The 23,986-nt window shown below is 73.9% G+C and carries 22 protein-coding genes; 4 read left to right on the top strand and 18 right to left on the bottom strand.

Annotation, left to right across the window (positions count from 1 at the left end; translation table 11 throughout):
- Positions 1-283: 283 nt before the first annotated feature.
- The 11 genes from IR158_RS11875 to IR158_RS11920 all read right to left on the bottom strand — a co-directional run bounded on the left by IR158_RS11875 (position 284) and on the right by IR158_RS11920 (position 14,815).
- Entirely contained in the window at positions 284-1,270 is a 987-nt protein-coding gene (locus IR158_RS11875; RefSeq protein ID WP_291813242.1) for an HNH endonuclease signature motif containing protein, read from the bottom strand.
- Positions 1,271-1,536: 266 nt separating this feature from the next.
- The gene (locus tag IR158_RS11880; RefSeq protein WP_291813243.1) at positions 1,537-2,061 is read right to left on the bottom strand and encodes a DUF6301 family protein; all 525 of its coding nucleotides are present in this window, start codon (positions 2,059-2,061) and stop codon (positions 1,537-1,539) included.
- Positions 2,061-2,582 (bottom strand): DUF6301 family protein, encoded by a 522-nt coding sequence (locus IR158_RS19355; RefSeq protein ID WP_366928438.1) that lies wholly within the window; start codon positions 2,580-2,582, stop codon positions 2,061-2,063. Before IR158_RS19355 ends, IR158_RS11880 begins: the two co-directional genes overlap by 1 nt.
- Before the next feature lie 80 nt (positions 2,583-2,662).
- Entirely contained in the window at positions 2,663-3,187 is a 525-nt protein-coding gene (locus IR158_RS11885) for a DUF6301 family protein (RefSeq protein WP_291813245.1), read from the bottom strand.
- A 468-nt stretch (positions 3,188-3,655) separates the two neighbouring features.
- On the bottom strand, positions 3,656-9,733 hold the full coding sequence (locus IR158_RS11890) for a DUF3320 domain-containing protein (RefSeq protein ID WP_291813247.1): 6,078 nt from the start codon (positions 9,731-9,733) through the stop codon (positions 3,656-3,658).
- 215 nt (positions 9,734-9,948) lie between these two features.
- Positions 9,949-11,208 (bottom strand): hypothetical protein, encoded by a 1,260-nt coding sequence (locus IR158_RS11895; RefSeq protein WP_291813249.1) that lies wholly within the window; start codon positions 11,206-11,208, stop codon positions 9,949-9,951.
- A gap of 135 nt (positions 11,209-11,343) precedes the next feature.
- Positions 11,344-11,955 (bottom strand): hypothetical protein, encoded by a 612-nt coding sequence (locus IR158_RS11900; protein ID WP_291813251.1) that lies wholly within the window; start codon positions 11,953-11,955, stop codon positions 11,344-11,346.
- Positions 11,952-12,572 (bottom strand): hypothetical protein, encoded by a 621-nt coding sequence (locus IR158_RS11905; protein WP_291813253.1) that lies wholly within the window; start codon positions 12,570-12,572, stop codon positions 11,952-11,954. Before IR158_RS11905 ends, IR158_RS11900 begins: the two co-directional genes overlap by 4 nt.
- A complete protein-coding gene (locus tag IR158_RS11910) occupies positions 12,569-13,150 on the bottom strand; it encodes a hypothetical protein (protein WP_291813255.1) in 582 nt (193 codons plus the stop codon). Before IR158_RS11910 ends, IR158_RS11905 begins: the two co-directional genes overlap by 4 nt.
- A gap of 43 nt (positions 13,151-13,193) precedes the next feature.
- The gene (locus tag IR158_RS11915; protein WP_291813256.1) at positions 13,194-14,531 is read right to left on the bottom strand and encodes a putative T7SS-secreted protein; all 1,338 of its coding nucleotides are present in this window, start codon (positions 14,529-14,531) and stop codon (positions 13,194-13,196) included.
- Complete coding sequence (locus tag IR158_RS11920) at positions 14,528-14,815, bottom strand: hypothetical protein (protein WP_291813258.1); 288 nt, start codon at positions 14,813-14,815, stop codon at positions 14,528-14,530. Before IR158_RS11920 ends, IR158_RS11915 begins: the two co-directional genes overlap by 4 nt.
- A gap of 143 nt (positions 14,816-14,958) precedes the next feature.
- On the opposite strand from IR158_RS11920, the gene IR158_RS11925 reads away from it, so the two are divergent.
- Positions 14,959-15,456, top strand: coding sequence for a DUF805 domain-containing protein (locus tag IR158_RS11925; RefSeq protein WP_291813260.1), 498 nt, complete (start codon positions 14,959-14,961; stop codon positions 15,454-15,456).
- Between the two features lie 108 nt (positions 15,457-15,564).
- Here IR158_RS11925 and IR158_RS11930 read toward each other — a convergent pair whose 3' ends face one another.
- The 5 genes from IR158_RS11930 to IR158_RS11950 all read right to left on the bottom strand — a co-directional run bounded on the left by IR158_RS11930 (position 15,565) and on the right by IR158_RS11950 (position 20,451).
- Complete coding sequence (locus IR158_RS11930) at positions 15,565-16,125, bottom strand: excalibur calcium-binding domain-containing protein (RefSeq protein ID WP_291813262.1); 561 nt, start codon at positions 16,123-16,125, stop codon at positions 15,565-15,567.
- A 245-nt stretch (positions 16,126-16,370) separates the two neighbouring features.
- Complete coding sequence (locus tag IR158_RS11935; protein WP_291813264.1) at positions 16,371-17,045, bottom strand: response regulator transcription factor; 675 nt, start codon at positions 17,043-17,045, stop codon at positions 16,371-16,373.
- Positions 17,042-18,625 (bottom strand): histidine kinase, encoded by a 1,584-nt coding sequence (locus IR158_RS11940; RefSeq protein ID WP_291813266.1) that lies wholly within the window; start codon positions 18,623-18,625, stop codon positions 17,042-17,044. Before IR158_RS11940 ends, IR158_RS11935 begins: the two co-directional genes overlap by 4 nt.
- 24 nt (positions 18,626-18,649) lie before the next feature.
- On the bottom strand, positions 18,650-19,507 hold the full coding sequence (locus IR158_RS11945; protein ID WP_291813268.1) for an ABC transporter permease subunit: 858 nt from the start codon (positions 19,505-19,507) through the stop codon (positions 18,650-18,652).
- Positions 19,504-20,451, bottom strand: a complete 948-nt coding sequence (locus tag IR158_RS11950) for an ABC transporter ATP-binding protein (protein ID WP_291813270.1) — start codon at positions 20,449-20,451, stop codon at positions 19,504-19,506. The genes IR158_RS11945 and IR158_RS11950 overlap by 4 nt, the downstream gene beginning before the upstream one ends.
- A 230-nt stretch (positions 20,452-20,681) precedes the next feature.
- Between IR158_RS11950 and IR158_RS11955 the strand changes: the two genes are divergently transcribed.
- A complete protein-coding gene (locus IR158_RS11955) occupies positions 20,682-20,885 on the top strand; it encodes a hypothetical protein (RefSeq protein ID WP_291813272.1) in 204 nt (67 codons plus the stop codon).
- A 102-nt stretch (positions 20,886-20,987) separates the two neighbouring features.
- On the opposite strand, the gene IR158_RS11960 is transcribed toward IR158_RS11955, so the two are convergent.
- Both IR158_RS11960 and IR158_RS11965 read right to left on the bottom strand, forming a co-directional pair.
- Positions 20,988-21,755 (bottom strand): ABC transporter permease, encoded by a 768-nt coding sequence (locus IR158_RS11960; protein WP_291813273.1) that lies wholly within the window; start codon positions 21,753-21,755, stop codon positions 20,988-20,990.
- On the bottom strand, positions 21,752-22,711 hold the full coding sequence (locus IR158_RS11965) for an ABC transporter ATP-binding protein (protein WP_291813275.1): 960 nt from the start codon (positions 22,709-22,711) through the stop codon (positions 21,752-21,754). Before IR158_RS11965 ends, IR158_RS11960 begins: the two co-directional genes overlap by 4 nt.
- A 101-nt stretch (positions 22,712-22,812) precedes the next feature.
- Here IR158_RS11965 and IR158_RS11970 point away from each other — a divergent pair, with 101 nt between their 5' ends.
- On the top strand, positions 22,813-23,616 hold the full coding sequence (locus IR158_RS11970) for a TetR/AcrR family transcriptional regulator (RefSeq protein ID WP_291813277.1): 804 nt from the start codon (positions 22,813-22,815) through the stop codon (positions 23,614-23,616).
- Positions 23,617-23,716: 100 nt separating this feature from the next.
- Entirely contained in the window at positions 23,717-23,908 is a 192-nt protein-coding gene (locus IR158_RS11975; protein ID WP_291813278.1) for a hypothetical protein, read from the top strand.
- Positions 23,909-23,986 lie beyond the last annotated feature (78 nt).

Here is a 23,986-nt window from a genome sequence, read left to right on the forward strand (position 1 = left end):
GGCTCCCGGAGCGCCGCGCGTGCCGACTGCGAGAGCAGGTCGGGCGGAAGCGTCGATCGCCACGGTCGTTCCTCCCACGCGAGCGCAGGCCAGGATCGGTGGGCTCTCGGCTGATCGGCGTCAGCAACGGTGTGCACCTGAAGATGCTACCCATCTATCAGTAGATAGGGATGGATAAGCGTGCCTCATGTCCATCCCTGGGCACGATCCCCACGCCGCGCACGCATGAACCCGGACCGCCGGGCCTGCCCGTCGAACCGGCGCACGCTCGGCGGCGGGGCCCTCACACCCGCGCCAGGTCCTTCCACCGTGCCCGCGCCGCCGCATGGTGCTCCTCGATCAGCCCCACGTCCGGCAGCCGCGTGGCGTGCACCGAGATCCGCCGACCGTCGAGCACGGCGAGGCTCTCGTGCCGCTCCAGCAGCACCGGCGCGACCTGCGTCGTCCACGTCCGCGGGTGGAACGTCAGTACCAGCCGGTCGAACAGCCGGTGCACGTCGGCGCGCAGCAGCAGCCCGCCGTCGTCGGCGTGCTCCGGTCGGTCGGCGAACCGGTACAGGTGCGCCGCGTCCAGGACCATCTCCGGCTGCGCACCCGTGACGGCGCACGTGGCCCCGTACCGGTCGAGCAGGTGCTCGCGGAAGCGCTGCTGCCCGACGCGTCGTCGCACGACCGCCTCGACGTGCCCGCCCGTGATCGGGGCGCCGTGGCGCAGCAGCTCGGCCTCGAGCGCCTCCTCGACGCCCCCGAACTCCTCGAGCATCGTCAGCGCCCGCGCCCAGTCGAGCCGGCGGATCGCGTTCTGCCGGTCGGCGCCGGCGTAGACACCCTCGAGCGCGCGGACGGGCAGCGGGGAGTCGAGCGTCCGCCACGAAGAGCGGTAGACGGCGGAGTACCGGGTCACCGCCATGTCCTTCAGGACCGGCTCGTCGAACTCCGCCTTGCAGTCGTTGCAGCGGTACCGCGGGAGTGCCCGCTTGCGCGCCGTGGCGTCCGCCGACCCGCACTGAGGACACCGGCGCATCGTCTTCACGCCCGGTCCGCTGGTGACGTCCTCGACCACGCCGTGGCCCAGGATCAACTGACCGTCCCGCACGACCAGCAGGTCACCGGGCGCGATTGCCTTGTGGTTGACGACGTTCGAGTCGTACTCGTACCGGTGCCCCAGGACGTCGCCGTACCCGCCGCCGACGAGCTCGTCGGTCGTCCCCGTGTAGCAGCTCCAGGCGGTCGGCGTCGCTGCCGACCCGACCCGCCGCTGGACCTCCATGGGCCGAGCTCATCAGCCGGCGCCCCGCGCGACAAGTGTTCCTCCGGCCGTTCACCCTCGTGGCGGCGCGCGCGCCGGCCTGCGACGTTGTACCGGCCGAGCAGCGTCATGGCCGCCGCCGTGGCCAGAAGGAGGACGGGGGAGCGCATGGTCGTGCACCTCCCGCGGCGATGAGCGCGGCTGCGTTCACACCTCACGGGGAACCACATCTAGGGCGACGGGCCCGCGCGGAATGCCCCGAGACGTCCCACCTGCGACGCGGATCGTCACAGGTCCTCGTGCCCCGTCCCGGGGACTCGATCCGGGTCGATCCCCAGACGCTTCTCCTCGCGTGCGAGGTCGGCGGCATCGCGTGACAGCAGGATCAGGATCACGATGTCGCTGAGCTGCTGGACGCCGACCCGCCCACCGTTCTCGAGGTCCCAGAACGTCCGCGGGAGCGACCCGCGGTCCACCTGGACCGACGTGCCGAGTGTCGTCCCGACGAGCGCGCAGAGGTCGGCGTAGGCGTTCTTCAGCTCCGCCGGTGCCGCCTTGACGGCGTCGGAGACGTTCACGGTGAGCTTGTCGAGGGTTCCGCCGGTGGCCTCGTCCGACAGCACGAACGCCCGCGCGCGGTCGTCGTTGGTGCCCAGATTCGTGGTGAACCGGACGGCGTTCCGTGTCTCGAGCCGCACGGACCACCCGCGAGCGGCGGCGAGGTCGAGCGCGGTCTGCCTCCCGGTCGGCCACGTGAGGGCGCCGAAGGCGCGCAGCAGGTCGTTGATCTGGTCGGGTCTGGCTGTTCGCATCAGGGGCCTCGTCCCGAGCGGTCACGTCTGGAGGACGCGAAGGCGGCGTGCGACCGAGGCAGGCGACGCGGTCCGCGAGCGCGGGCGTCCCTGGAGTGGAGCGCGATGTTCACAGGGCCTCGCGTCCCGTACCCGGGATGCGGCCGGAGTCGATCCCCCAGCCGCTCCTCGCCACGCTCGAGGTCCGCGACCTCCTGCGAGCGCAGGACGATGACGACGGACTCGAGCCTCCGGACCACGACTCGTCCACCACTGGCGATGTCCCACACGGTCCGGGCGTGCTCCCACGCGTCGGTGCGCACCGGTTCGCCCAGCTCGGTCTGGACCGCAGCCGCCACGTCTCGCTGGGCGCCGTCCAGACCTGCAGGCGTTCCGGGATCCCGGTCGGAGACGTGGACCGTCAGGTCGAGGACTCGGCTGTCTGCACCGTCCGGCCTGATCAGAGCCCGGAAGGCACGCAGGAGCGCCCGGATCTGACAGGCGGATGCTGTCTGCACGGGATGTCCTCCTCGGTCTGCCACGGCCAGATCGTGTCGGGTTCGCCGTCGTGAGCCGGCAGGACGCGGTCCCTCCGTTGGGCGCCCTCGGTGCTGGTGACGGTCTAGAGGTCCTCGTCTCCCGCCCCGGTGATGCGGTTCGGGTCGAGGCCCAGTCGCTTGTCCTCACGGAGGAGGTCGGCGGCGTCGCGCGAGATCAGGATCATGATCACGATGTCGTCGAGCCGCTGGAAGCCGACCCGCCCGCCGTTGTCGAGGTCCCAGAACGTCCGCGGGTTCGACCCCCGCTCCACGTATACCGGTGCGCCCAGCGCGTTCTCGGCGACCGCGCAGAGGTCGGTGTAGGCCTTCCTCAGCTCGGTCGGTGCTGCCGCCTCGGCGTCCGAGACGTTGACGGTGAGCTTGTCGAGGAGTCCGCCGGTGGCCTCGTCCGACAGCACGAGCGCGCGTGCGCTGTCGTCGTTGGTGCCGAGGTTCGTGATGAAGCTGACGGAGTTCTTCGTCTCGAGCTCCACGGACCACCCGCGCGCGGCGGCGAGGTCGAGCGCGGTCTGCCGCCCGGTCGGCCAGGTGACGGCTCCGAAGGCGCGCAGCAGGTCGCTGATCTGGTCGGGTGATGCGGTTCGCACCGTGGGTCTCCTCGTGAGCGGGGATCAGGTGAGGCTGGACGGATGAGACTGGGATCGACCGTGACCTCGACGCCGGCCAGTGCGGAGTGAGCTCAAGAAGGGTCGCCACAGCGTCGATTCCTCCGCATGGCGAGTGACTGGCGACGTTCCGAAGTCTCCATCGAGAGCTTGCTGCGTGGATCCCCTCCGCCATCATGTGGAGGCTCCGCACAGCCGGTGCGTAGCAGGCGCCGGGTTGGGGGAGCGCGCCAGGCGCGACGAGGACAGCGCATCGCCGGTGCGAGACGGCGTCCCTCCACCGCATCGCCCATGGCGCCGGTGCGGAAGCAGCGCTCCGATCGATGGGCCTATGTCACTCTCGGGTTCATCGGCGCAGGTTACGGACTGCTTCGGCTTGTCGACGTCTTCGGCTGACGGGCTTCTCCAGGGACGGATCCGGGGATGACCCCTGACCCAGCGGATCGAGCACTACCGAGCCTGCGCGGCGTCACCCCCCCCGCTGACGTACGTCCCCACGCCCCGCACCCGCACGCGTCCCCACTCCAACGCGAGCGCGAGCCCCTCGTCCAGCCGCTTCCCGATCGCCTCGGTGACGCGCCGTCCCCCGAACATCTGCAGTGCCCGCCGCTTCAGCTCGTCCGCCGACGCACCCCCCGTCTCCTCGGCGGCCACGCGCAGGGCGTTCGCGATCTCCACGAGCGACACCTCGTCCACCGGCCGGCTCGTCCCGTCGGCCGCGGACCGCACCTCGAACCACGTCCGCGGCTCCACGCCCGCGGGCCAGTAGAAGTCGTCACCCGCCGGTTGGTTCTCCGCCGGCACGAGCCTCCGGATCGCCGCCTTGCGCTCCTCACCGACACGCCCCAGCCCGTACGCGCCCGCCACGATCTTGGCGAGGCGGTCGGGGTGGATCGGGCCCTCGGTGGTGATCGCATCGACGACGGCCGCACGCACCTCCGCGGCCGCGCGCGCATCGGGGAGCCGGTTGAGCGTCGAGACCGTGCCCAGGACGCCCGGGGACCACTCCTCGTGGTCCCGGACAGCGGGGTGCCGACGCATGGGCACAGCGGGAAGGTCCAGCACAGAGGCCCGTGACCCGGCGTGCGCCTCGCTCGCGGGGAGCACAGCCGAGCCGCCGGCGACGGCGAGCATCCCGACCTCGGCCTCGTCGACCACGTCCTCGACCACGTCGTCGACGTCCCCGTCCACCACGTCCCACGCGAGCGCGTCACCGTCCACGACGACCCGCAGCGCATCGACCGCCGGCGACCCGTAGTCCACAGCCCCGGCACCAGCAGCCCCCGCACCCGCGGCGTCCGTCGCCTCATCAGCCACCGACCCGCGCTCCGCTTCCCGCGCCGCCTCCCGCAGCACCTCCCGCGCCCGCTCCACCGCCGCCGCCAACCGCGCCAGCGTCTCCTCGCGCTGCTGCACCCACTCCGGCAGCCACACCCGCTCGACCCCGGGCCACCGCATCAGCCCCTGCAGCACTTCCACCGGCAGCCCGTCGCGGTCGCCCACGGTCCGCCGCGCGCGCCACGTCGGGCCGTCGAGCAGGACGGCGACCAGCGGCTGGTCGGGGTCGTCTGCGGTCGCGATCGACACGTCCACGCGGAAGTCCGACAGCCCCACGTCGGTCCGCACGGCGTACCCGGCCAGCCGCAGCTCGGCGGCCAGGTCGTCGCGGTGGTGGTCCACGACGCTGCGTCGTCGCCCGTCCGCGGCCGCGACCTCGACGCCGTGTGCCGCGAGCTCCAGGTACGCCCGCAGGTGCTTGGTCCCCACCTGCGTCGACTCCTCGGCCCGCAGCGCCTCGGGCGCAAAGCTCGCGTACAGCACCACCTGACGCCGGGCGCGCGTCACGGCGACGTTGAGCCGCCGCTCACCACCCGGCTTGGACAGCGGCCCGAAGTTGAGCGGCACGACACCGCGGTCGTTCGCGCTGAACGCGACGGAGAACAGGATGCAGTCGCGCTCGTCGCCCTGGACGTTCTCGAGGTTCTTGACGAACAGCCCGTCGGCCTCGTCGAGCGCGGCGACGATGCGCTCGTCGCCGCTGTCACGCAGCAGGTTGTCGATGAGGTCGCGCTGCTGGGCGTTGAACGTGATGATCCCGAGCGACGGCGCGCGCCCCGGTGACGCGGCGAAGCGGGCGCGCACGTCCGCGACGATCGCGTCCGCCTCGACGGGGTTCGTGCGCAGCGCCTTGCCCTTGCCCGACCGCTGGAACGTCCCGTCGACGCGGACCAGCGAGATCCCGTACCCCGCGGGGTGCGCGCGGGTGTCGCCCGGCAGCGGCGCGGGGAACGACGACAGCCGGTCCTCGTAGTAGAGCCGGTTGCTGAACGCAATGAGCGACTCGTCCTGGCTGCGGTAGTGCCACGACAGCCACCGGCTCGGCACCCGCGCCTGCACGCACTCCGAGAGGATCGACTCCTCGTCGACCACGGTCTCGACCGTGACCTCCTCGTCGTCCTCGACGGTCGCGTTGGTCTCCGCGACCTGCGTGGGCGGCATCTGCTTGCTGTCGCCGACGACGACCACGGACGACGCCCGGCCCATCGCGCCGATCGCGTCGGCGACGCGGATCTGCGAGGCCTCGTCGAACACGACGACGTCGAACAGCCCGGGCCGGGCGGGGAAGAACCGCGCGACCGACTCGGGGCTCATGAGCGTGCACGGCATGATCTGCGTGATCAGCTCGCCGTAGTGCTCCATGAGCGCGCGCACGGTCATGCCGCCGCGCTCGCGCTTGAGCTGGCGGACCAGCCCGCCGATCTGCCCGGCGCCCGACGTCACGTCGAACCGGCGCAGCGCCAGCACCTGGTCGGGGATGGCCTGCGGCAGCTCGGCCCGCACGGCGCGCGTCGCCTGCGTGAAGCGCTCGATCGTGCGGTTGTGCGCCGCGACGTCGAAGTCGCCCAGCGCGGTCGCCTCGGCACGCTCGGCCAGCGACGTGCGTGCGGCGCCGCGGTCGAACGCGAGCACCGCCTCGTCGGGTGGGACGCGGCCGTCGAGGATCGCCCGGCGCGCGACGTCCATGCCGCTGCGCCGCAGCGGCTCGAGGTGCTGGACGAGGCCCACCCAGTGGTCGAGGGTCGCGGTGGACTCCAGGCGGCGGTCGGTGCGCGTCGTCCACCACGTGGTGAGGAAGCCGTCGTCGCCGGACCACCTCTCCCGCGCCGACGTGTCGGTGGCGATGGCCGCGTCCAGGCCGGCCCAGCTCTCCGCCAGCTCCGTCAGCGGCGTCAGCGCGTGGCCCTGCGGGGTCCCGGAGTAGAACGCGCGCAGGTCGTCGCCCCGGGCGGACCCGTCGACGGCCAGCACCTCACCCAGCCACATCAACACGTCGACGTTGTCGCGCATCCACCCCGCGGCCTGCGGGTCGCCGGGGTTCCAGCCGTCGGCGGCGAAGGGCAGCGGCGTCTGCGCCACCAGCGCGCGCAGCTCGGTGACCTTGGCGTACGTCGCGGCCAGGTCCCCGGTCAGGGTCGAGAGCTCCTTGAGCGGCACCTGCGAGGGCGGCACGACGAGCGCGTCGAGGAGCTGCGCGAGCACGGCCCGGCGCCGCTTCTTGCGTCCGAAGAACCCCGACGCGTCAGCCGCGAGTGCCGCCGCGTGCACGGCGGCGACGTCGCGCAGCATGACGACGGGCGCGACGACCTGCCGCCACTCGCCCCCACCGCCGGCCAGCGCGTCCGCCGCCGCGCGCACGCGCTGCAGGTGCGGGCGCCACGCCGTGTCGAGCACCGTGGCCAGGGTCGCGAGCGGGTACCGGGGCGCGTCGGCGAGCCGGGCCCACGTCGCCGCGTCCTGCGCCGAGCGCAGCCGGCCGAGCCGGGGCAGGTCCAGACCGTGCGCCTGCGCATCCGCTATCGCCGCGTCGAGACGCTGCGCCGCGGCGTGCACCCGACCCACGTCGAACGGGCCGTCCGGCCGCACGTCCACGAACCGCCACGGGTGCCGCGGGCGGGGCCGGGCCAGGTCGGCGACGTCGGGCAGGTCACGCAGGACGCCCCGGATCTCCGCGAGCTGCTCGGGTGTCCCGCCGGCGACGAGCGTGGCGGGCACGTCCAGCGGCGTGATGGCCGGGTCGGACGCGAGCTCGAAGCTGCGCGCCGAGTACAGGGAGTGCCCGGCGGCGTTCTGCTCGTGCAGCCGGGCCGCGTACGTGGCGAGGCGTCGGCGGGCGGCGGACGCGGTCTCCGAGCCGGCCCGCAGCGCGTCGAGGTCCGGCGTCGCGTGCAGCGCGAGCGCGGCGCGGAGCTGCGCGCGGACGGCCGCCGGGCGCGCGCCCTTGTCGTGCAGGTCCAGCGACAGGTGCCCCAGGCCGACAGCCTCGAGCCGCGTCTTGACGACGTCCAGCGCCGCGCGCTTCTCGGCGACGAACAGCACGCGCCGCCCCTCGGCCAGCGAGCGCGCCAGGAGGTTGGTGATCGTCTGCGACTTGCCCGTCCCCGGTGGGCCCTCGAGCACGAACGTCCGGCCCGCGACGGCGTCGGCGACGGCCTCGAGCTGCGAGCTGTCCGCCGGCACGGGGACGGCGGCGTCGAGCAGGTCGAGGTCGACGTCCTGCGGCGGGGGAGTCGGGTCGGCGAACGCGTCGAGCGGCGTGTGCACGAGGTGCCGCACCAGCGGGTTCTGCGTGAGCGTCTCCCAGTGCTGGTCGAGGTCCTTCCACAGCGGGAACTTCGCGAACTGCAGGATCGCGAGGTCGACCGTCTCCTCGACGCGGAACGGCAGGCCGGCCACCGCGATCGCGCGCCGCACCGCGTCGAACGCCGCCGCCAGGTCGATGCCCGACGCGTCCTCACCCGGTTCGGCCAGGCCCGGGATCTCCAGCCCGAACGAGACGCGCAGCTTCTCCAGCAGGCAGTAGTTGGGCGTCGACGCGCCCGCCTCGTCGACGCGGATGCGGTACGCCTGCCCGCGGCTCGTCGTGGACAGGTGCACCGGCACCAGCACGAGCGGGGAGCGCAGGTCCCGGTCGTTGAACCGCCAGCTGAGCATGCCGAACGCGAGGTAGAGGTTGTTCGACCCCGTCTCCTGGACGATCGTCCTCGCCTTGTACGTCAGGTACCGCAGCTTGCTCGTGTACGACGCGGACGTGATGTCGATGTACGCGGAGCGCTTGTCCGCCAGGAGGAGCTCGCGCGTCTCCTCGGGCAGGTCCCGGCCGTAGCGGATACCGCGCGCGGCGTCGACCTCCGCGACGACGTCGGAGGCCACGAGCCGGATCGGCACGTTGGCGCTGATCTGGTCCTCGAGCCGCCCGAGCGCCTCGCCCGGGACCTCGAGGCGGAACCCCGCCCGGTCCGTGTAGTGGATGAGCCGGTTGCGCAGGCTCAGGTCGAGCAGGGAGTTCTTCCACCGGCCGACGCGCGCGGGCACGTCGCGGCGGTCGTCCCCGGCGCGCTCCGACGGGGACCCGCGGTACGCCTCGATGGTCGGCCCGGCGCCGGGCGTGTACTCGTGGACGACGACCTGCCCGTCGGCCCCCACCGAACGGCTGGGCAGCGGGAGGATCCCCGCGAGCCGCGCCTGGCGGACGTCCGTGACGCCCACGGCGTCGGCGAGGTCCCGCGCGAGCTTGCTCCGCCCGGCCCGTCGCGCCACCTCGAACGGCTGCGACTCGACGCCTCCCGTCAGCGCCGTCGTCTCGACGAGCCCGACGAGGCCCAGGTCCACGAGGTTGATCAGGTCCGCGACCTCGGACGTCGCGACCATGCCGAGGGTCGTGTCCTGCCGCCAGTACCCGACGACCACGTGCCCCGCGAACAGCCACAGCGTCGGGTTGATCCCCGCCTGCTCGAGCGCGGCCGCGTACGTCACCGTCGTGTCGAGGCAGGTGCCGAGGCGCCCCTCGAGCACCTCGGCCGGCGTCCGGACCTTCTGACCCACGTCGCCCCACGACGCGGGCGGCTCGGCGTACCGCACGTCGCGCGCCCGGATCGCGTCGTAGACGGACGCGGCGATGGCGTCGACGCGCTCGGGGTCCTCCGACTGGTAGCCGTCGAGCGCGGAGCGTCCCGTGGACGCGCGCAGCAGGTCCGACGCCTCGACCAGGAGCGGTGCGATCGCGGCCGCGTTGGGCTGGACGTGCGCGGCGAGCATCTCGAGCGCGAGGTGCGCGGGCCGGGCCATCCACTGGTGGGACGCGAGGACCTGCACATCGACGGACCCGGTGGCGAGCACCACCCCGGCCGCGTCGCGCAGCACCGTGCGGATCCGTCCGGGCTGCTGCTCGTCGACCGCGAGCATGCGCCCCGGGTCCAGGACCAGGTCGACGGCCCGCAGCATCGTCGGTTGCCCCGCGGCCAGGTCGAGGAGGTGCACCTTCGGCCCGCCGAGGGACCCGCTCGCGCACACGACGTCGACCTCGAGCGACGCGCCGCGCGAGTCCGCGGCGACGCCGGTCACCGTGACCTCGTCGATGACGCCGATGCGGCTGTGGGCCATCGCGTAGCTGAGGACGGGGAGAGCCGTGATCGAGATGGTCGCGCCGGCCGCCGCGTCCACGTCGCCGTGGTGGTCCCCGTCGTTCACAGGCGTCCTCTCGGTCGTCGGGCGCGTCCGCAGCCCGACATGTCCATGTCGGCACGCGTCGGCCGGTCCTGAAGGGCGCCGCCGAGGCCCTCCGGACTGTAGCGGGGAGGTCCGACGAGCCGGTCGACCCGGCACCGGCCCACGGGCACAGCGCCGCCGCGCCTCAGCTCCCCGCCGGGCCTCAGCTCCCCGTCGGGTTCAGCTCCCCGTCGGGTTCAGCTGCCCGTCGGGTTCAGCTGGGCGAACAGCGCCTCCAGCTCCGTCTTCATCGCCTCGACCCGGGCCTGCTCGGCGGCGACCTCCGCGGCAGTGGCCTGGATCGCCGCGCCGCGCGTGGCGATCTCCGCCTCGTCGCGCGCCAGCAGCGCGCGGGCGTCGGCGATGAGCTCGGCGGCGGGAGCCTCGGGCAGGGGGGTGCCGTCGCGCCACGTCCACGACAGCAGCGAACGGGCACGCTCGGACGCGGGCAGGGCGGCGAGCCGCGCCTCCTCCTGCTCGATGGTGCCGCGGTACTGCGCGAGGCTGGCGATGTCGGCCTCGAGCTGCGCGGCGGCGAGCGACTGGTCGTACTGCCGTTGCGCGAGCGCCTGCTGCGCGGTGGTGAGCTCGGCGGTCATCGTGTCGATCTGCCCCTCGAACGCCTTGTGGACGCCCACCAGCGCCTGGCGGTCGGCGATGAACCGCCCGTACAGCGCCTCGAGGGCGGGGTCCAGCCCGCCCTCCTGCCAGATCTGCGTGCCGATGTAGGAGAACAGCTCGGTCGGCCGGTTGGCCGGCTCGGTCCCGACGGACCCCGAGATCTGGGTGTGGATGTCGTCGGCAGGGTCGATGCCGGCCAGGACCGTCGCCAGGGACGTCGTCGCCGCGTCGCGCTCGTCGCTCGTGAGCTCGGTCCAGGCGGCGTGCAGCAGCTCGTGTGCGGCGGTCTCGACGACGAACCCGCGCAGCCGCGGGTCCGCGGGCGTGTAGATGACGATGCGGCCGCCCGTCTCGATGCCGCCGGCGGTGCTGTGGTAGCACCCGACGGCACCGGCCGTGCCTGCCGCACCGGAGTCGCCGCGGTCGCAGCGACCGGCGAACTCCTCGGCACCCAGCAGCTCCGGCTCCGCCATGTAGAGCAGGTCGCGGCCCTCCTGGGTGAGGTACATCTCGTCCGCCAGTGCGGCGACCTCGGGCGAGGGGTCCGGGACGCGACCGGCCACGACACCGTCGAGGAACGGAGCGTCGGCCTCCCGCAGGAACCCCGGCAGCACCGTGGTGGCCAGCCACCAGCCGAGCACCGCGACCGCGACGACGACCGCGAGACGCGTCACGAGGCTGCGCCGGCCGCGGCCGGGCGGCGGGCCGGCGTACGCGGACCCGCTCCACTCGGCCGGCGGCGGAGGGGGGATCTCGCTGCCCGCGGCCTCGTCGGCGACCCACCGCGGCAGCCGTCCCGTGGGGGAGCGCGGCAGGTCGTCCGGGGGCAAGGTCATGTGTTCACCGATCGGCAGGTCGGGTGGACGTGTTGAGGTCGGCGCCCGTGGAGGGGCCGCGCACATCCGACGGATCCTGCCCCATTCGATCACGCACGCGCGCCCGCGGCCCTGCCGGCCGTCGGTCCGCGGCCGTCACGCCACCCCGTCCTGGGAGGTCGTCGCCGCCGACCCGGCCGCCTCCCGCGCCGCGCGCAGCTCGCCGACCAGGGCGTCCACCTGGCTCGGGCTCGCGGGCAGCATCCCGCCGTCGGGCCGCCGTGTCGGCACGAGCACGATCCGGACGGACTCCCGCGTCACGAGCTCGACCGCCGGGTTGCCGGTCGACGCCGCGCGCCCGGTCGTGGCCGTGATCGTCCATACCTGCGACCACGGCCGGCTCAGCAGCACGGCGTCGCCGCGCCAGACCTCGACGCCGGACGCCGACCACGCGAACGTCAACCGCGTGCCGCCTCGCACCTTGCCGACCGACGCACCGAGCTGGGCCAGCGACGCCCCGAGCGTCTCCTCCGCCCACACCGCTTGCGTGTGCCACCCGGGCCGCGCGGCGACGGTGCGACGCCGCTTCCCGTCGTCGCGTCGGGACCACCACCACACCCCCGCCACGATGGCGGCGACGAGCACGACCGTGGCGAGCACCGACGGCCACCACGGCCCGTCGGACGTCAGGGCCCGGCGCCACGCGAGCACCACGAGGATGAGCACGCCCACGATCTGCAGGGTGCGGCTGGTCGACTGCCGGTTCACATGTCCTCCTGGGGGGTGTGGGGCGTGGCGGGCTGGAGCACGCGGACGGACGACACGACGGTGTCGAACAGTCCGAGGAGCTCGTCGCGCAGGTCGACGAGCGGGCTGGAGAAGACGAGGTAGACGAGCTGGGCGCCGGGCGTCGGCTCGACCCAGTAGTCGGCGACGAGGGCGGGGACCTCGCGGTCGCCGGTGAGGCCGGACGACGCGCCCGTCGGCCGCACGCGCCGCAGCACCGTGCCGGCCGGACCCTCGCCGAGGTCGAGCGTGTGCCCTGGCTCGTCGCTCGCGAGCACGCTGGTCATGGCGGCGCGTCCCCGGGCGTCGAGGCTCCCCGGGACCCGGTACACCGTGAGGGACGCGGGCACGGGCGGGGCGCCACCGGTGCCGACGGCCAATGCCATGAGCACACCGCCCGCGCGAGCGGCCCGTTCTGTGCTCCGCAGCAGCTCCTGCCGCATCGCGGCGCGCAACGGCGCGAGGTCCGGCGCCCCGCTCAGCTGACGCGCGACCAGGTCCTCGACGCAGGCGGTGCGTGCGGCGTCGTCCTCGAGGTCGAGGACGGCCCAGTCGTCGGGGAGGAGGACGGCGACGGTCCCGTCGACGACCCCGCTCATGGTGACTCCAGGGTGACCTCGACGGCGTTCGCGATGTCCGTGGACATGTCAGCGAGCTGGTCGAAGTGGGCGATCGAGGAGGACTCGACGTGGACGAGGACCAGATCCTCCGTGTCCGGCGGCAGGATGAACCACGACCACTCCCGGTTGACCCGTCGACGGAAACGCGGGGCGGTGTCGACGATCTGGAGCACTGCGTCGCCGGCTGCGACCTGTGATGGCAGGGCGGCCACATCGAGGAGCCGGACGCCGGGCGGTAGAGGGATGTCGGCGCGAGCGCGTTCGAGCACGCGCTCGAGCCGCGGCTCATCGGACCGGGGTAGGGAGAAGCTCCGCAACACGGCCGAGGCATGCGGGGTGGGATCTGCAGGTTCCGGGAACCACAATGCGGCGCACGCAGTTCCGGGCAGCTCGGTGGAGATCATGTCCTCGAAGCTCCGCACGGCCGCGACGACGCCGCGACGCACACCGTCGTCGCCGTGCAGCGGCGATCGCCGCTCTGCCTCAGCGCGATCACCGTGCGCCCAGCCGAGCCAGTCCTGCGGCAGTGCCCACCTCACCGTCGCTAGTGCGGCCATGCGTCTTCTCCTGTCAGCGGCACGACGACGTGCCTCGGGCGTCTCACAGGCTCAGCCTCGTGCCGGCGGCGGCTGGAGGACCGGTCACCGCCTCGCCGACGAGCTTCGTCACCGAGGTCATCGCGAGCGCGGCGTCACCCAGGTACTGAACCGTCGCAGCTCCTTCGAGGGCGGCGCCCCGAACCGTTGGCCCGAGGAGCGTCAGGAATGCGCGGGGGCGGAAGGGGAACGCATCCCACAGCTGTTCGCGGAGCAGGTTGGTCTGTCGTACCAGGCCGCTGTGTCCTGCCATTGCCAGGACCCGGTCCCACCCGTGCAGGGACATCACCTCGCGCGCGGCGGTCGTGAGGCGGTCGGTCCTGCCAGCACCACGCGCGAAGGCATCGACTTCCGCGGCGCCCCTCACAGCCTGCGTCGTCGGCCCCAGCTCCAGCCCCACCAGTAGTCGGCCGAGCAGTCCCCGTGGTACCTGGGTGGCGGCCTGGGACGACGCTGTTCTCGCCGAGACCTCGAACGCGTCGACTGATCGCGCGAGCAGCCTGCTCGCTCCGAAGGACGCGAGCCCCACGACCCCCATGACGACGTTGAACCAGTCCTTCCCGTCGCCGCTCTTCAGGGCGAGGGCGAGGTCCGCGACGAGCGCGACGGCGCCTGCCACTACCGACACGGCGATGATGATCTGGCCGATGAACGGCACCCAGCCGAGCACCAACGACAGCACCCCGGCTCCCGTCGCGATGTTCCCCGCCCACGTCGACACCACCTGCGCGACGTCCGCGCCCCAGTCCTCCCACCACCCGTCGTGGAGCGTGTCGTCCATACCGGTGTCGAGCTCGTCCATGGCCTGTGCGGCGGCGGTGTCGCGGCGTTCGACGGCTTCGGCGAGGGCGAGCCGGGCGCGCGCGAGGTCGATCTCGGCGTCGGAGCGTTCCGTGCGGGCCGTGGTGAGGGCGTGCTGCTGGGTCGTGGTGTCCTCGCCGAGGTCGATGGCGTCCTCGAGCAGGATCCGCGAGCGGCGGACGGCGTCCTCGGCGAGGTCCAACGAGTGCTGGGCCGACTGGGCGGTGTGCAGGGCGTCGAGGGACTGGGTCTGGGCGAGGTCGAGCTGGCGGGAGTACCGCACCAGGGCGTCCCCGGCGGCGTCGTACCGGGCGTGCGCTCGGCGGATGCGGTCGGCGACGGCGTGCGTGCGGTCCCGGATCGCGTCGACCGCTTCCGAGACCGCGTCCTGGGCGTCCACCAGTGCGCGCAGGACGCGCTCGGCATCGCCGATGGCGGTGGCGACCTGGCGGTAGTGGTCGCCACCGGCGCGGACGACAGCAGGGTCGCCGGGGACGGGGTCGCTGGTCGCCAACGGGTACCAGGAGTACGGCCGGCTCACACGTCACCGCGCAGCGCTGCGGCGAACTCGGTGTCGATGCGCTCGAAGTTGTCGCCGATGCCGGTGCACGCGTCGGCGAGGCGGGCGATCTCCTCGAGCATCTCGGCGCGGTGGTCGTCCCAGCCGTGCGCGAGGTCCCGGACCTTGCCGGCCAGGCCGGCGTGCCCGACGGCCTCGGCGACGGTGTCGCTGGTCGCGTCGGCGTCCTCGAGCTCGCGCGCCACGGTGCGCAGGTCGGTGCCGACGGCGATCAGCTCGTCGGTGCTCAGCCGCAGGTGCCCCATGGCGGGGGAACGTATCGGATCAATCCGGGCACGCGGCGACGTCATCCACAGGTGCGAGGTGCCGCGCATCAGGAGGAGCCGTCCGGGGGCATCCTGTGGAAATCAAGGACGGGGCGCGCGCTCGCGGCCTAGGCTCACGGACCGTGACGGAGAACTACGGACCGGTGACGACGGACCTGCCCGACGACCTCTTCGACGACTCACCGCTCCCCGGCGCGACGTTCCCCCAGGCGGTCCGCCGCCTGGTGCGTCGCTACACCGTGTTCAGCGGCCGGGCGAGCCGCAGCGAGTACTGGTGGGTCGCGCTGTTCTACCTGCTGGTCGAGGTGGGTGCCGGCGTCGTCGCGGCGGTGGTCGCAGGCGTGACCGGCAGCATCGTCGGCGACGACTCGACCGCCTTCGGCTGGGTGATGGGGATCGTGCTCGGCCTGGCCGCCCTGGCCTGGCTCCTGCTCCTCATCCCCGGCATCGCCCTGGCAGTCCGACGCATGCACGACGCGAACCTGTCCGGCTGGCTGCTCCTGATGTGCCTCGTCCCCGGGCTCGTGCTCGTCGGCATCGTGTTCATGCTGCTGCCGAGCAACCCGGCGGGCGCGCGCTTCGACCGCGCCGTGCCGATCCCTCCGCTCGACGAGGAGTGAGCTCGCGCCGACCCGCGGACGCCGAGCGCATGCGGTGACGCGCTTCGGTACCGGCGGTCGGCCTTGAGGTAGGCAGCGCACGGAGATCCGACGCCGCTCCCAGCAGGGCTACTCGCAGCCGACCCCGTCGTCGTCCCGGTCGAGGTGCGAGGCGTAGCCCGGTTGACCACGGCGCACCGGTGCGGCACCGGCGGCGCGCGCGGCGTCGCAGTTCTCGTAGTAGACCGAGCCGCCCGCCGGTGCCGAGCCCTCCCCGGTGGCCGACGAGCTGCCCGACGACGCCCCCGATGCCCCGGTCGAGCCCGTGCGAGCCTCCGATGCCGCGACCGAGGCCTCGCGCGTGTCGAGGTCACCGGAACGGGCATCGAGCTGGGCCTGCCGTGTGTCGAGCTCCTGCTGCCGGGCGGCGAGCGCGGTCTCGAGCGCGGCCAGGTCGGCGGACCGGCGGTCCAGCTCTGCCACCTGCGCCAGCGCCGACGTGAGCTCGGCCTCCGTGGAGGCGAGCTCGCCCTGTACGCCCAGCAGCTCACCGTCGAGCGTGTCGACGTCCGTCGTCAGTTCCTCGATCGTCGTCCGGTCGGCAGCCGCCCGGTCGTTGCCCGCCGCGGCGCCCGACGTCGACCCGAGGATCAGACCCAGAAGCAGTGCGGCCCCGGCGACGGTGGGCATCAGCCATCGGCGTTGCCGCGCGGGTGCCTCGACCCAGAGTTGCCAGCCCTCCGGAGGGGCCGGCCAGGACGGGTCGGGCTTCCAGTCCGCCGGTGGTGCCCACCCCGGCCGGGGTGCGGGCCAACCGGGCGGTGGGTTGAGCTTCTTCGCTGGCATGAGGCCCCCTCGCCGTCGCCACCCGCGTATCCGCGCATATCGGACACTAGCGACCAGATCGGCCAGGAGTCTTCACCCGCGGCCTAACCTCACCCGCCCACCCGCACCAGCCCCGTCTCGTACGCGACCACGACCGCCTGCACCCGGTCCCGCACCCCGAGCTTGGCGAGGATGCGTCCGACGTGCGTCTTCACGGTCGCCTCCGACAGGAACAGGCGCCCGGCGATCTCCGCGTTGGACAGCCCCTCGGCGACCTCCCGCAGCACCTCGACCTCACGGGGCGTGAGGTCGGCGAGGCGGGGGTGCGGGGCGTCGGGGTCGGCGACGGCCCCGCCGGCGGGCAGGTGCCCCGCGAACAGCTCGAGCATGCGGCGCGTGATGCGCGCGGACACCACGGCCTCACCGGACGCGACGGTCCGCACGGCAGCGGCCAGCTCGGCCGGGGCGGCGTCCTTCAGCAGGAACCCGCTGGCCCCGGCGCGCAGGGCCGCGAACGCGTACTCGTCGAGGTCGAACGTCGTGAGCACGAGCACGCGCGTCTCGGGGTGCGTCTCGACGATGCGCGCGGTCGCGTCGATGCCGTTGACGCCCGGCATACGCACGTCCATGAGGACGACGTCGGGACGCAGCGCGGCCACCTGCTCGATCGCGGACTGCCCGTCCTGCGCCTCCCCGACGACCTCGAGGTCCTCGGTGCTGTCGATCAGCAGCCGGAACCCCATGCGGATGAGCGCCTGGTCGTCGACCAGCAGGACGCGGATCATGCCTCTCCTTCGTTCGTCGCCGGCACGGCTCGCTCGACGCGGGGCGTCGCGCCCGTCGTCGCGCCCGTCGTGCCGCCGGGCTGCGGCAGGACCGCGCGCACGCGCCACCCGCCGAGGTGCGGGCCGGCCTCGAGCGTCCCACCGAAGGCGGCGACCCGTCCGGTCATGCCGGCGATCCCGCGCCCCGACCCCGGGACCGGTGCGGTGGTGGAGCGGTCCTCGTCGCCAGGGCCGCGGTCCGCGACGACGACCTCGATCGCGTCGTCGAGCTGCCGCACGGCGACGTCGACGGACGCGGTGCCCGGCGCGTGCCGCAGGGTGTTGGTGAGGGACTCCTGCACGATGCGGAACACGGCGAGCTGGACGGTGGCGTCGAGGCCCTCGAGCCCGGCCACCGCGAGTCCCGCGGTCCGCACGGGCAGCCCGGCGGTGCGGAACCGCTCGACGAGGCGGTCGAGGTCCTCGACACCCGGCTGCGGCGCCATCGGCACGTCACCGGCCGACGCGTCGTCGCCCGCCGCCGAGCCGGCCGGGTGTGCGAGGGCGACGGCGCGTCCCGGACCGTCAGCAGCCTGCGTGTCGTCCGGCGCGTGCAGCACGCCGAGGATCCGTCGTACGTCCCCGAGCGCACCGCGGCCGGTGTCGACGAGCTCGTCGAGCGCGCGCCGCGCCTGGTCGGGCGACCGGTCCATCGCCGCGGCGGCGCCACCGCCCAGCGCGATCATCACGGTGATGGAGTGCGCGATGACGTCGTGCATCTCGCGGGCCACGCGGGCGCGCTCGTCGGCCTGCAGGACGTGGGCACGGTGCTCCTCCTCGGCGGCGCGCGCCGCGGCGGCCTCCGCGAGCGCGGCGGCGCGGAGCCGGGCGGTGCGCACGAGGGTGCCGAACGCGATGCCGAACAGCGCGAGCACCACCAGCGGCAGCGCGGTGACGATCCACGACGGCGGCAGCACGTCGGCGAGGAACCCGGGCAGCCGGAACCGGGAGACCGCGTCGACCGCACCCGGTGCGTCGCCCGCGGCGAGGGACCCGACGAGACCCACGCGCGGCGCGACGCGTGCGGTGACGAGCACCGGCACGACGACGGCCAGGGCCACGACCCACGTCGTGCGGGGCGGGCGGGCGGCTGCGAGCGCGAACAGCGCGGCCGCGAGCGCGAGCTCGTACCCGTTGGTCGCCCCGGCGACGACGAGCGTCGCGATCGCGAGCGCCGCGAGGACGGCGGCGACCAGCTCCGGCCGGCGGTGGCGCGCGAGCAGCACGCCCGCGCCCACCAGGGTGAGCAGCACCGATGCGAACGCCATGGTGTCGGTCTGCTGCTGGCCGACGTACCGGCTGAGCAGGTACATCGACTCGGCGCCGAACGCCGTCATGACGCCCCACGCGACGAACGCGACGACGAGCGCCATGGACGCCAGCGCCCGCCACCACGTGCGGGCGGTGGCGCTGGTCATCGTCCGCAGCCGGGCCCGCACGCGCCCCACGGGGCGCGGCGAGCGGCCGTGCGTGCTTGCCGTGACCGACCCCCGAGGGCCGAGCCCTGCGGCCCGGCCCTCGGTGGTCGTCGTGTCAGTCACCTGCGCATCCTCCCAGGTCACGGCTCAGGCGTCCCGACGGCGCAGCAGCACCGCACCGACGACGACCGCGGCGACGGCCCACGCGACCAGCACGCCGTAGCCCTCCCAGGGGCCGAGCGCGGTGCCCTGCGAGCCCGAGAGCACGGAGCCGGTGGCGTCGTGGGTGATGAGGCGCCCGCCCGCGGCCGACGGCAGGAGCGTGGCGAGGTCCTGCACCGGCTTCCACGGGATGTAGGCGAACGCGGGCTCGATGACGAAGACGAGGCCGAGCACGGTCGCGATGCCCGCGGCCGAGCTCCGCAGGATCGCGCCGATGCCGTACGCGAGGGCTGCCATGGCGGCCAGGTACAGCGGCACGCCCAGCATGATCCGCAGGTGCTCGGGGTTCGCGAGGTCGACCGTCATCTGCAGCTTCTCGAACCACGGTGCGACGGACGCCCAGCCCGCGAGGGACCCGACGAGGCCCGTGGCGAGCACGAGCCCGACGACGACGACGAGCTTGGCGAGCAGCACCGGCACACGGGTGGGCGCCGCCGCGAGGGTCGAGCGGATCTGGCCCGTGCGGTACTCGGCGGTGATGACGACGACCGCGAGCCCGGACAGCACGAGCTGGGTGAGCGTGAGCCCGGAGATCGCGTACACGGGCCCGACGAACCAGTCGTCCGGGGCGTCGTCCGCGATGCCGGAGACGCTCGAGGCTCGCATCGCACCCATCAGGGGGAAGAACGCGACGGCGAGCAGGGCGGTCCACCACGTCGAGCGCAGCGAGCGGATCTTGACCCACTCGGAGGCGACGAGGCGGCCGAAGCTCACGGGCTGCACGACGGTGCGGGGCCGCGTGCGGCTGGCGGGCAGGGACGTGGAGGGCGTGGCGGTGGTCATCGGTGGGCTCCTGCGACGGGGCGGGTGGTGGCGTCGGCGGCCGTCGAGCGGTACTCGACGGAGTCGCCGGTGAGCTGCAGGTACGCGTCCTCGAGGGAGGCCTGCACGGGGGCGAGCTCGTGGAGGACGATCCCGGCGCTCGCGGCGAGCGCCGCGACCTCCGGGGCAGTCGTGCCGGTGACGTCGAGGACGTCGGGGCCGGTGGACGCGAGCTCGATGCCGGGCTGCGTGGCGAGCAGCGCGGCGAGGCGGCGGACGTCGGGCGTGCGGACGCGCACGGCGGGCTTGCCGGCCAGCGCGACGACGTCTGCGACCGGGGCGTCCGCGACGATCCGGCCGCGCCCGATGACGATGAGGTGGTCGGCCGTGAGCGCCATCTCCGACATCAGGTGCGACGAGAGGAAGACGGTGCGTCCCTCGGCGGCCAGGCCGCGCAGCAGGGTGCGGACCCACAGGACGCCCTCGGGGTCCAGGCCGTTGACCGGCTCGTCGAGGATGAGCGTCTGCGGGTCGCCCAGCAGGGCCGCGGCGATGCCCAGGCGCTGCCCCATGCCGAGCGAGAAGCGTCCGGCGCGCTGGCGGGCGACCGACGTCAGGCCCGTGAGCTCCATGACCTCCTCGACGCGGCGCTTGCCGATGCCGTGCGTCGTGGCCTGCGCCAGCAGGTGCTCGCGCGCCGACCGGCCGCCGTGCACGGCCTTGGCGTCGAGCAGCACGCCGACCTCGCCGAGCGGCGCGCGGTGCTGCGCGTACGGCTTGCCGTTGACGGTGACGCTGCCGGCGCTGGGCCGGTCGAGCCCGACGACCATGCGCATCGTCGTCGACTTGCCGGCGCCGTTGGGGCCCAGGAAGCCGGTGACCTTGCCGGGCTGGACGGTGAAGTCCATGTGGTCGACGACCGTCTTGTCGCCGTACCTCTTCGTCAGACCGATGGCCTCGATCATGCGTCCTCCTCGTTCGGGTGTGACTCGAACGTACGGAGAGCGCCGCGCCACGGGGACGCCCGCAAGGCGCATCTGCGCAGGCCGGGGGCATACGCCGCAGGGATGACCCGCGTCCCCCTCCGGTGCCCGTGAGGCAGAGGAATCCGGGCACAGGAGTCCCGGATTTCTCGCTCTCGCGGGATGGCGGCGGGTGTGTGACGCTCGTGTCCCCGACGACAGGGAGGTCACCGATGTCCGTTCCCGACGACACCGCCACCCCGACGCCCGACGACACCACCGCCGAGACGCCCGACGCGTTCCCCGACCCCGTCACCGCGACGGCCCCCGAGGCCGACCCGGCGCCGGACGAGGACCAGGACGCGACCCGGCAGCCCGCTGACCAGGGGACGATCCTGCCCGTCCCCGGCAACCGGGCCAGCACCGGCTTCGCCTGACAGGTCGGCCTGACGACTCCGGCCGACGACGGTGGCGCCCACGCGGGCGCCACCGTCGTGTCAGACCCGTCGTGTCAGGCCCGTCGTGTCAGGCCCGTCGTGTCACGCGCGGCGCCGCAGGGCGACCGCAGCGCCCGCGAGCGAGGCGGCGGCCCACGCGAGCAGCACGACGAGCGAGCGGGTCGGCATCGCGAACGTCTCCTGCGCGAGCCCGGCACGCACCAGCTGGGCCATCGGCTCGATCGGCAGCCACTCGTGCGCGGTCTGCAGCCACGCGGGCATGCGCTCGGCGGGGTAGGACACGGGGGAGAACAGCAGGACGATGAAGACGAGCGCCTGCGTGAGCAGCATGGCGAGCTGCGGCGGCAGGACCGTCGCCATCGCGTAGCCGACGGCCGAGGCGGTCAGCGAGACCAGCACGGTCGCGGGCAGGAACCACGGCGCGATCGACAGGTCGACGTCGAAGCGCAGCACCCCGGCGAGCACGCCGAGGGCCATGCCGGGCAGGGCGATGAGGGTCCACACCAGCAGGTCGGACAGCAGGAACGCGATGCGTGGCACGGGCAGGGTCCGCATCCAGTCGAGCGAGCCCTCGATGCGCGACTGCCCGACCATCTGCGGCACCATCACCAGCCCGACGGTGATCAGTGTGATGGTCGGCGCGCCCGTGGCCAGGAACAGGGCGGTGACGGGGTCCGGGTCCCCGACGAGCAGCCCGTAGCCGACGACGGTGGCGACGGCCATGAACACCTGCACGACGACCATGAGCGGCAGGTACTGCGACTGCCGGCGCAGCTGCCACTGCGCGAGCAGCAGGGTCTGCCGCAGGCCGTCGGTGCGCGTCGGCGCGGGGGCGGTCAGGGTCGTCATGCTGCCGGTGCCTCCTCGGTGACGTCGACGGGCTCGCCGACGAGCTGCACGTACACGTCCTCGAGCGACGCGGGGGTCAGCGCGTAGCGCTCGAGCCGCCCGGCCTCGACCTCGTCCTGCGCCCAGCGCACGACGTCGGCCGCCGCGTCGGACGGGACGGTGGCGGTCGCGCGCAGGTGGCCGGCCGCGGCGTCGCGGGCGGCGGCGTGCCAGCGCACGGGCACGCCGGGCACGGTGTCGACCTCGAGGGTGAGGGCGCCGCGCAGCCGCGCGGTGAGCCCGCTCGGGGTGTCCGCGGCCAGGACGACGCCGCGGTCGAGGATCGCGAGGTGGTCGACGACACGCTCGGCCTCGCGGACGTTGTGCGTGACGAGCAGGACGCCGTGACCGGCGTCGGCCAGGCCGCGGATCTGCTGCCAGAGCAGCCGGCGGCGCACGGGGTCGACGTCGTTGGTGGGCTCGTCGAGGACGACCAGGCGCCCGGGGACGACGGTGGTCATGGCGAACGCGGTGAGCCGGGCGACGCCGCCCGACACCTTCTCGGCCGGGGTGTCGGCCCAGGCGCCGAGGTCGAGGGCGTCGAGCAGGTCCGTGGCGCGGCGGCGCACGTCGGCGGGGGACGCGCCGCGGATGCGGCCGACGAGCTCGATGGCGCGCCGGGGCGTCAGGCCGCTGATCGGCACGTTGGCCTGCGCCTGGATGGAGACGAGGCGGCGCGCGTGCTCGGGGTGGGCCACCGCGTCGTGGCCGGTGACGGTGATGGTGCCCTCGTCCGGCCGCACGAGCCCGACGACCTGGTGCACGAGCGTCGTCTTGCCCGCGCCGTTGTGGCCGAGCAGCCCTACCACCTGACCTGGGGCGACATCGAGGTCGATGCCGTCGTTCGCCTGCACACCGCGTCGTCCGCGGTACCGCTTGCGCAGCCCGCGGACCGTGAGCACGTCCTGCCCGGTCATCTCGTCCTCCAGTCAGATACCGATCGGTACATGCTGCACAGTACGTCGGTATACCCGTCGGTATCAACCCTTCGGTATGAGCTCGGCGTATCGTGGGGGCCATGGCCGACGACCGTGACCGCCTCAGCGCCGCCAGCCGCGCCCTCGCCGACGCGGCAGCACAGCTGACGCGCGCTCTCGGCTCCCAGGCCGAACGTCTGCTGCCGGAGGTGACGGACGCCGTCGCGGAAGGGCTGCGCGAGGCCGCCCGGGAGCTGGCGGACGCCACCGGATCCATCGCGGACGACGCCCGCACGCGGGACCAGCGCCGTCGGCGCAAGGTCGACCGCACGCGGGCCGACCTGCTCGACGCCGCCGCGCGCGTGTTCGCGGCCCGCGGCTTCGAGGGCGCGTCCGTCGACGACGTCGCCGCCGAGGCCGGGTACACCAAGGGCGCCGTCTACGCGCACTTCGGGTCCAAGCGCGAGCTCTTCCTCGCCGTCGCACGCGCCCGCCTCGGTGAGGAGGGCGACCCGTCGCAGCACACGGTGCCCGGCGTCGGGCCTGCCGGCGTCGACGTCGGCGCCCTCACCGACGCGCTCGCGCTGTCCTCCGACGACCCGCGCCTGCTGCTCGCGGTCGAGCTGCTCGCGTACGCGCTGCGCCACCCCGAGGACGCCGACGAGCTCGCCGGGTTCTACGCGCGCGCCTTCGACGCGCTCGTCGAGCACGTCGCCGACCTGCGCCGCGCACGGGACGCCCGCGAGGGCCGCGAGTCGGCGCCCGGCATCACGCAGGACGACCGCGACACGACGCTCGGTGTCGTCGCGCTGCTGAACGTCGCGCCGCTCGGCGCACGGCTGCTGGGGCCGGAGCACATCACGCCCGCGGCGGGGGCCCGTGTGATCGCGCGCCTGCTCGCCTGACGACGGGCAGTGGTCGGCCGCCCGCGGGCGCCGGTCGCCCAGCGCGCGGGCGCGGGGACGTCGTGCCACCATCGAGCCACCGATGAGAGGGAGGCCACCGATGTCCGTCCCCGACGACAACGTCACCCCCACGCCCGACGAGGTCCCGGACCCCGTCGACACGACCGCGCCCCAGGCCCCGCCCGCACCGGACGACCCGGAGGTCGACACCCCGGAGGACGAGTCCGGCCGCGCGGACGAGAAGGGCGTGCTCCCCGGGGTCCCCACGCGGCCCTTCAACGGCGACATCTGACCGTCCCGCGCGAGACCGGCCCTTGGGCTCTGGTGCCACGCCCTGACGCGCGCCACCATCGGCTCGTCGACACGGGCA

This window comes from Cellulomonas sp., from assembly GCF_015234515.1.
Lineage (GTDB): Bacteria > Actinomycetota > Actinomycetes > Actinomycetales > Cellulomonadaceae > Cellulomonas.